The organism is Salinibacter sp., from assembly GCF_036626415.1.
Lineage (GTDB): Bacteria > Bacteroidota > Rhodothermia > Rhodothermales > Salinibacteraceae > Salinibacter.
In genome coordinates, this window is the sequence record NZ_JAZKRW010000136.1 from 1 (window position 1) to 7,483 (window position 7,483).

9 protein-coding genes are annotated in these 7,483 nt (G+C 67.9%); 2 read left to right on the forward strand and 7 right to left on the reverse strand.

Features of this window, described 5'->3' with window-relative positions; translation table 11 throughout:
• The 4 genes from V5A20_RS12095 to thiO form a co-directional block, all read right to left on the reverse strand.
• On the reverse strand, positions 1-578 hold a 578-nt coding region (locus tag V5A20_RS12095), incomplete at its 3' end, for a thiamine phosphate synthase (RefSeq protein ID WP_332327438.1).
• A gap of 146 nt (positions 579-724) precedes the next feature.
• Positions 725-1,546, reverse strand: coding sequence for a thiazole synthase (locus V5A20_RS12100; RefSeq protein WP_332327439.1), 822 nt, complete (start codon positions 1,544-1,546; stop codon positions 725-727).
• Between the two features lie 45 nt (positions 1,547-1,591).
• Entirely contained in the window at positions 1,592-1,834 is a 243-nt protein-coding gene (gene thiS / locus V5A20_RS12105; protein ID WP_332327440.1) for a sulfur carrier protein ThiS, read from the reverse strand.
• On the reverse strand, positions 1,831-2,970 hold the full coding sequence (gene thiO / locus V5A20_RS12110; protein WP_332327441.1) for a glycine oxidase ThiO: 1,140 nt from the start codon (positions 2,968-2,970) through the stop codon (positions 1,831-1,833). Before thiO ends, thiS begins: the two co-directional genes overlap by 4 nt.
• A gap of 181 nt (positions 2,971-3,151) precedes the next feature.
• Between thiO and V5A20_RS12115 the strand changes: the two genes are divergently transcribed.
• The gene (locus tag V5A20_RS12115; protein ID WP_332327442.1) at positions 3,152-4,228 is read left to right on the forward strand and encodes an NAD(P)/FAD-dependent oxidoreductase; all 1,077 of its coding nucleotides are present in this window, start codon (positions 3,152-3,154) and stop codon (positions 4,226-4,228) included.
• Between the two features lie 43 nt (positions 4,229-4,271).
• Positions 4,272-5,678 (forward strand): pyridoxal phosphate-dependent decarboxylase family protein, encoded by a 1,407-nt coding sequence (locus tag V5A20_RS12120; protein ID WP_332327443.1) that lies wholly within the window; start codon positions 4,272-4,274, stop codon positions 5,676-5,678.
• A gap of 18 nt (positions 5,679-5,696) precedes the next feature.
• Here V5A20_RS12120 and V5A20_RS12125 read toward each other — a convergent pair whose 3' ends face one another.
• The 3 genes from V5A20_RS12125 to V5A20_RS12135 form a co-directional block, all read right to left on the reverse strand.
• Positions 5,697-6,239 (reverse strand): SPOR domain-containing protein, encoded by a 543-nt coding sequence (locus V5A20_RS12125; protein ID WP_332316782.1) that lies wholly within the window; start codon positions 6,237-6,239, stop codon positions 5,697-5,699.
• A gap of 48 nt (positions 6,240-6,287) precedes the next feature.
• Positions 6,288-7,178, reverse strand: coding sequence for an aldehyde dehydrogenase family protein (locus V5A20_RS12130; RefSeq protein ID WP_332316783.1), 891 nt, complete (start codon positions 7,176-7,178; stop codon positions 6,288-6,290).
• A partial coding sequence (locus V5A20_RS12135) for an aldehyde dehydrogenase family protein (RefSeq protein WP_332327444.1) occupies positions 7,079-7,483 on the reverse strand: 405 nt, incomplete at its 5' end. The genes V5A20_RS12135 and V5A20_RS12130, both read right to left, overlap by 100 nt.

The window sequence follows — 7,483 nt, forward strand, 5'->3', positions numbered from 1 at the left end:
AGGTAGGCGCGGGCCGCCGCCCGGGGCGTCTCTACGTTCATGATGCCAGAAAGCACAGCGACGCCACGAGCCCCGGCCTCCCGGCATACAGGCACCCGCTCGGGGGTAATGCCGCCGAGGGCCAGAACGGGCACCGGGGCCGCCGTCTGGCAGAAGGCCCGAAGGGGCCCAACGCCGGTGGGGGGCTGATCTGGTTTGCTGGACGTTGGGAAGACCGGACTAAAGAAGTAATAGTCGACCCCCTGCGTGCGATCCCCTTCCGCCTCCACGTGCTCGTGGGCGGAGTATCCAACCAGCGCGTCCGCCCCCAGAGTCTCACGGGCCGTCATCACGGACGGCCCTCGCCGTCCGACATGCACTCCAAGCCCGAAATCATTGGCCACCTCGAGGTGGCTGTTGATCGTGACGGTGACGTCGGCCGTCACAGAATAGAGCCGGCGAACGAGGGTTCGGGCCGACGACGTGAACGCCTCCGGCCCCGCGTTGTGGTCTCGGAGGTGCACCCAGCGCACCCCGGCCTCTACCGCCTCCACCGCCCGCTCAGCCCGGGCGTCGTCGGTAAACTCGTCGGCAATCAAGGCCAGGCATGGGTATGGAAGGTGCACAGCGAAGGTCGTCAAAGGATTCGCGGTTCAGTGCTGCCCCCCGATGCCGGAGCCCAACCCCTATGGCCCCTCCGCCGGCCTCGGCGCTCTCCCCCAGCCTCCTCGCCGGCCTTGTTCGTCTACGCCTCAACCCGCCCCTCCATCGGAGAAGAGGCCTCTGCGTATAGGCGCTGTGGGACGCGTCCGGCACGGTGGGCCTTTCGTCCCGCCTCAACCGCCATGCGCATCGCAGAGGCCATGTCGACCGGGTGCTGGGCCTGGGCAATGGCCGTATTGAGCAGGATGCCGTCGTAGCCGAGCTCCATGGCCGTCACGGCGTCGCTGGCGGTGCCGATGCCCGCGTCGACGATCAAAGGGGTGTCCTCCACCATCTCCCGAATGATGCGCAGGTTGTACGGGTTGACGATGCCCATGCCGCTCCCGATGGGCGACCCGAGCGGCATCACGGCCGCACACCCGAGATCCGCCAGCTTGCGGCACGTGATGGGGTCGTCGTTCGCGTAGGCAAGGACCGTAAAGCCGTCGTCGACGAGCGTCTGGGCCGCGTCGAGCAGCTGCTCCACATCCGGCATAAGGGTCTCGTCGTCCCCAATCACCTCCAGCTTGAGGAGGTCGGTCCCAAGGGCCTCCCGGGCGAGACGAGCAGTCAAGACCGCCTCGCGGGCCGTGTAACAGCCCGCCGTATTCGGCAGGACCTCGTACCCCCCCTTGCGGATGAGGTCGAGGTGGCTTTCGGGCGCCGGGTTCTCGATGTTCACCCGCCGGATCGCGACGGTAACCAGTTCGGTCCCCGTCGCCTCCAGGGCATCGAGCATGACCTGCGGGTTTGGGTAGCGGCTCGTCCCCACGATGAGACGGGACGAAAAGGTGTGGTCGCCAATCACGAGGGCGTCGTCCGCCTCGCTCGCGAAGGCTCCGTTGGTATGGGGGGCGTCACTCATGGTCGGAAGACTCAGCAGAAAAGACGTCGGCACCTCTTCTTGGTCCTATCCCCCCGGCTGCGCCTGAATGACCTCGATCGAGTCTTCTTCCGCCAGCCGCACGCCGTCCCAGTCCTGGCGACGGACCACGCTCTCGTTAAGGGCCACGGCGACCCCGGCGGCCTCGTCCTCGTTCTCGGGGTCGATTTCCAGGTCCCGGAGCAGCTCGGTCAGCGAATAGTTCTCGGGGACCGTGCGTGCATCGCCGTTGACCGTGATGGGAATGGTGGCGTCGGCCGGAGAACTCATGCGGACGCAGTGGAGGATTTGGGGTTGGAAAAGCGACACGGAGAAAACGGCTGGATCCAGTTCGAGGTTTCCCCCGTGTGGATCATTTGCGCAATCTCTTCGGCCGTGATGGGCGTCAGCAGAATGCCGTGGCGGTAGTGACCGGTCGCCATGAGCACGCCGGGGGCGGCCGATGGGCCCAGCAGGGGCGCGTGGTCGCGGCTCGCCGGCCGCAGCCCGGCCCAGGTCTCGTCCACCGGCAGGTCGCGGATGCCGGGCACCACCTCCCATCCCCCCTCCAGAAGGTCGTAGAGCCCCCCCGCCGTCACCGTGGTGTCGAAGCCCATTTCTTCGCTTGTGGCCCCCATGACGATGCGCCCGTCGCTCTTGGGGGCAAGGTACGCCTCGGGCCCTCGGATTACGTGCTGGAGATCGAAGGGGCGCTTGCTTCGAAGTTGCAGCGATTGTCCCTTCACCGGGCGCACTGGAGGCGTGGCGTCGGGGGTCAGCCCATCGAGCTCGCGGGACCAAACGCCCGCCGCCACCACGACACGGGTGCCCTCAATGCGTTCTCCGTCGGCCGTTCGCACCGCCGGGGCCTCCCCGTCCGGCACCACCGCCTCGACGGGCGTCTCTTCGTACAGCGTGCCCCCTTCTGCCTTGAACGCCGTTTTCAGCGCCGCCACGAGGCGACGGTTGTCGACCTGGTGGTCCGACGGGGCAAACACGGCGGCGGCCAGGCTCGGGGCCACGAACGGCTCGATCTCCCGCGCCTCTTCCCCGGTGAGCCATTCCACGTCCAAGCCCTGGTCCCGCTGAAACTCGTAGAGCCGCTCCAGGGCCTCGGCGGCATCGCGGTCATCGGCCACAATGAGCGTCCCCTCGTCGCGGTAGTCGACCGACTGCCCGGAGGCCGCCTCCACCCGATCGGCAAAGTCCGGCCAGCGCCGCAGGCTCTCTCGGTTGAAGTCGTACAGCTCTCGCTCCTCGAACTCGATCTCAGCGTCCGGGGCCAGCATGCCCGCCGCCTGGTACGACGTGCCGCGTCCGGCCTCGTCCTTCTCGAAAATGGTTACGGGGGTGCCGCGGCGGACGAGCTCAAAGCCGATGCTCAGCCCGATCGTGCCGCCCCCAACGATGAGAACATCCCGATCCATACCCACACAAAGGATTTATGCAACACACGCCGTGGAGCGTCCGGCCGCCCCCCTACGACACGCCCCCCCGGACGCCCAGCTGCTTCGTTCTCGGAGAATCATTTTTCGAAGTTGTCCCGAACGTCAGCCCGTAGGACACGTGTGAAAAAAAGACGTTGCACTGCGCTTTATTGTTTTGCCGATGCGTTACGACGCCGACATCATCGTCGCGGGGGCCGGGCTGGCCGGGGCCTGCGCGGCCTTTACCTTGAGCCGACACCACCAGGTCCATGTGCTGGAGTCCGAGGAGCCCGCGTCCGGGGCGTCCGGGGCCGCCGCGGGGCTCGTCAACCCATTCATGGGCCGGCGTGCCCGTCCCGTCTGGCGCCTGCACGAAGCCCTGGACGCCGTGCCGTCTCTCCTCGAACGGGCCGACGCCGCCGAGCTGTTTCCCGACACCGGCGTCCTGCGCCCCGCCGTGGAGCCCGACCAGGTGGCGCCCTTCCGGGCGGCCGCTGAGGACCACCCGGACCTCGCGACCTGGCTGCCGCCCGGCGCCGTGCAGGACCGGTTTCCCGCGGCGCGCCCGGACCGCGGCGCGCTCTTCGTTCCCCGGGGCGGCGCCGTGAACGTCGAGGCGATGGTCGACGCGTTACTGGACGCGGCACAGGCCCGCGGGGCGACGATCGAGACGCAGGCGCCCGTTCTGTACTGGCGCGAGACGCCCGGCGCCGCGGTGGTGGAGGTCGACCGCGGCGACGACACTGAAGACCTGCGGGCTGACCGCGTGCTCCTGGCGCTCGGCCAGGGCTTTCCCCCCTTCCCCGAACTGCGTCGGCTGGGGCTGGACGGCGTGAAGGGGCAGACCGTCCGCGTCCGTCGCCCCGACTCCCTCTCGGGCTCCCTCCCGCCGATGTCGGGACGGGGCTACGTCGTCCCCGAGGGCAACACGCTCGTCCTCGGCAGCAACTACGACAACGACTACGACGACCTCGCCCCGGACCCGGACGCCACGGCGTACATCCAGGAAAAGACGAGCACCATGATTGAGAGCCTCACGCAGGCCGAGGTGCTCCACGAAGTAGCGGGCGTCCGCGTGAAACACCCGGAGACGAACCGGCCGCTCCTCGGGCCCCTTCCGCGGCGCGAGCGCATCTGGTCGTTCACCGCCCTCGGCTCGAAAGGCCTCCTCACCGCGCCCCTTCTTGCCCTGCACCTTTCCACGTACCTCAACGCCCCAACCAAAATTCCGGAAGCGGTGTCTACGTGTGACGAGTAGCCGTTTCTCCACTCTGTACTCTTTCAATCTTTCCCATTCCATCGTGGCCAATTCCACGTCCGCCAACGCTCTCCTCCACCGCGCCCTTCAGCACGTCGAAGGTTGGGAGCAGTCCTGGGGATCGTTTGACCCGCATCCGTCCCTCGGCGTCGACCCGGGCCGTCTCGACGCGGTATTCGACGAGTACCTGGAGCGGCTCGAAGGCAACTATCCGTTCCACCATCCGCGCTACGCCGGGCAGATGCTGAAGCCGCCACATCCCATTGCCCTCGCAGCGTACGCGGCCGCCCAGCGCATCAACCCGAACAACCACGCGCTCGACGGCGGGCCACCCACCAGCCAGATGGAGAAGGAAGTCGTGGCCGACTTGGCCGCCATGCTCGGCCTCCCCGACACGGCCCTCGGCCACCTCACCGGCGGCGGCACCGTGGCCAACCTGGAGGCCCTCTGGGTCGCCCGCGAGCTGCGTCCGGCCCAGGCGGTCGCCGTGGCCGAGAATGCACACTACACTCACGGGCGCATGGGCGACGTGCTCGACACGGAAGTGGTCCCGGTATCGGCCGATGCGCGGGGGCGAATGGACCTGCACAGCCTCGAACGGACCCTGGAGCAGGACGACATCGGGACAGTCGTGCTCACCGCCGGGACCACGGGCCTCGGGGCCGTCGACCCCATCCACGACGCAATCCCGCTGTGCAGGGCACACGACGCCCGCGTTCACGTCGACGCCGCGTACGGGGGCTTCTTTCGGATACTCACAGAAGACGCCGCGCCCGAGATTGAAGGCTTTCCCGCCGAGCGGTTTCGGGCCATTGAAAAGGCCGACTCCGTGGCGATCGACCCGCACAAGCACGGCCTCCAGCCCTACGGCTGCGGGTGCATCCTCTTCCGCGATCCGGCGGTCGGGCGCTTCTACCGGCACGACTCACCGTATACCTACTTCACGTCCGACGACCTGCACCTCGGCGAGATCAGCCTGGAATGCTCGCGGCCCGGGGCGGCGGCCGGGGCGCTCTGGTGCACGCTGAAGGCCCTCCCCCTGGCGCCGGACGATGGGCTCGGTTCCATCCTGGCCGCCTGCGTGCGGGCGGCCCGCACCTGGACCGACGCGGTGGAGGCCACCGACGCCCTCCGCGTCGTGGCCCCGCCGGAAACGGACATCGTGGCGTACATGCCTACGACCGAGGAGAAAACCCTCTCCGCCGTTCACGAGGCGAGCCAGGCCCTCTTCGACGCGGCCATGAACGACCCGGACGCCCCTATCTTCACCAGTGTCTACCGGCTCTCCGCCGACGCCCTGACGACCCTCCACCCGTCCCTCACGGCTGATCGGGACGAGGCCGCCGTCCTCCGCAGCGTGCTGATGAAGCCGGAGCACGAGACGTATGCCCCCAGGCTGGTCGGCCGACTCGCGGAGACGGCACAATCCCTCGAGCGCTCTGCGCCGTAATGCCGCCGACCGGGGTCCTCATCTCGTCACCGTAACGGTGCTGCGGGCGATGAAGGCATTCGGGTACTCCTTTTGCACAAAGGCAAGCGCGTCTTCGGCGGCGTCGCGCTCGGCAAAGGCCCCCATCCGCACCCGATAGTAGGGCTGCGAGTACTGAACGACGATGGGGGGCGTCTCTCCTAACACCGAGACCGGGGCCGCCCCTTTGTTTTCCTGCCACCACAGCCGCATCTGCTCCCGAAAGTCCTGCGCCGCCTGCTTGTCCCGGGCCGAGAACACCTGAACCCGAAACCCGTCGACGGTCTGCTGCACGCCCTTGTCCGCCCGCCCCTGCATCAATCGTGCGGGGACCTGGTGGGTCACCTCCACGGTGCGCTCCGGGGGGCGTGCGTCGTAGGCCGACGGGTCAAAGGTCTCGTACGCAGCCACCGAGGGCGCGCGCTCACGGGCCTCCGGCTCAGGCTCGGCGGGGCCGCTCTGCCCCGAGGTCTGCGACGTTCCCGTGCAGGCACACAGAACAGTGGCCAGCGCGAAGATAGAGAGGGGCGAATAGACACGCATGGAAAAGCAAGGATTGGCAAAGGACTCCATCAGACCGGTCCGTCTCTTCTAGCGACCGACCGGGTGCCACGTGGTTTTGAACTCCACGAACGGCACGATCCAGTAGGGGGACTGACTCTCATCGGCCCGCCACTCCGTGGGCGACCGATCCGGGCGAAACTCCATCCGTGTGACGCTCTCTGCGCCCTCCTGCTGCAATATCGTGCGCTCCTCCGTCGACGCCCCCACGCTCAGGATCGCGTCCACGTCGCGGTGCCCCCCCACATGCCCCCGGAGCTCCTCCCGGTGGCCGGTGAGGATGTTCACGACCCCGTCGGGAAGGTCGCTCGTGTCGAGCACTTCCGCGAGGTCGAGGGCCAGCGTCGGGGCGTCGTTCTCTACGAGAAGGATCACCGTGTTGCCGGGCACGAGGATCGGGGCCATGCAGGAGACGAGGCCCAGAAGCGGCGCCCCCTGCGGGCAAAACGCAGCGACGACGCCCGACGGCTCGGGCACGGAAAAGTCGAAGTGCGAGCTCGCCACCGGATTGACGCTCCCGAACGCCTGCGCGAATTTGTCGGTCCAGCCCGCGTAGTAGACGAGCCGGTCGATCGCCGCGTCGACCTCCGCCTCGGCCTCCTCGTCGGCGTACCCGGCCGCCCCGACCAGGGTGTCGACGAACGCCGACCGGCGCGACTCCAGCATCTCTGCCATCCGGTACAGGATCTGCCCCCGGTTGAAGGCGCTCCGCTCCGCCCACCCGTCTTGGGCCTCCCGGGCCTCCACGACCGCATCTCGAAAGTCCTTGCGCGACGCGCGACAGATGTTGGCCACGAATTCGCCGGTTGGGTCAGTGGCGGTTATGTATCGTCCGCTTTCGGTTCGGGGGAAGCCGCCGCCGATGTAGAGCTTGCGGGTTTTGTAGACGGGGAGCCGTTCGTGGGCGTCTGTGGCTGCCATGACTGCGATGGAAGTTCAAGGTACGGAAGAAGACCGTGCATGCCGCCCTCGCGGCCGAAGCCGCTCTCCTTGTAGCCGCCGAAGGGGCTGGCGGGATCGAACTTATTGTAGGTGTTGCCCCAGATCACGCCGCTCTTCAGCGCCTGCGAGATCGAGAACAGCTTCGAGCCCTTGTCGCTCCAGATGCCGGAGGCGAGGCCGTACTCGGTATTGTTGGCGCGCTCCACCGCCTCCTCGGGCGTGCGGAACGTGGTGACCGACAGGACGGGGCCGAAGATCTCCTCCTGCGCGATGCGGTGCGACTG

Coding starts and splice junctions, on each gene's coding strand:
- V5A20_RS12100 (WP_332327439.1), bottom strand. CDS start 1,546: ATGAGTGACGCCCCCCATACCAACGGAGCCTTCGCGAGCGAGGCGGAC.
- thiS (WP_332327440.1), bottom strand. CDS start 1,834: ATGAGTTCTCCGGCCGACGCCACCATTCCCATCACGGTCAACGGCGAT.
- thiO (WP_332327441.1), bottom strand. CDS start 2,970: ATGGATCGGGATGTTCTCATCGTTGGGGGCGGCACGATCGGGCTGAGC.
- V5A20_RS12115 (WP_332327442.1), top strand. CDS start 3,152: ATGCGTTACGACGCCGACATCATCGTCGCGGGGGCCGGGCTGGCCGGG.
- V5A20_RS12125 (WP_332316782.1), bottom strand. CDS start 6,239: ATGCGTGTCTATTCGCCCCTCTCTATCTTCGCGCTGGCCACTGTTCTG.
- V5A20_RS12130 (WP_332316783.1), bottom strand. CDS start 7,178: ATGGCAGCCACAGACGCCCACGAACGGCTCCCCGTCTACAAAACCCGC.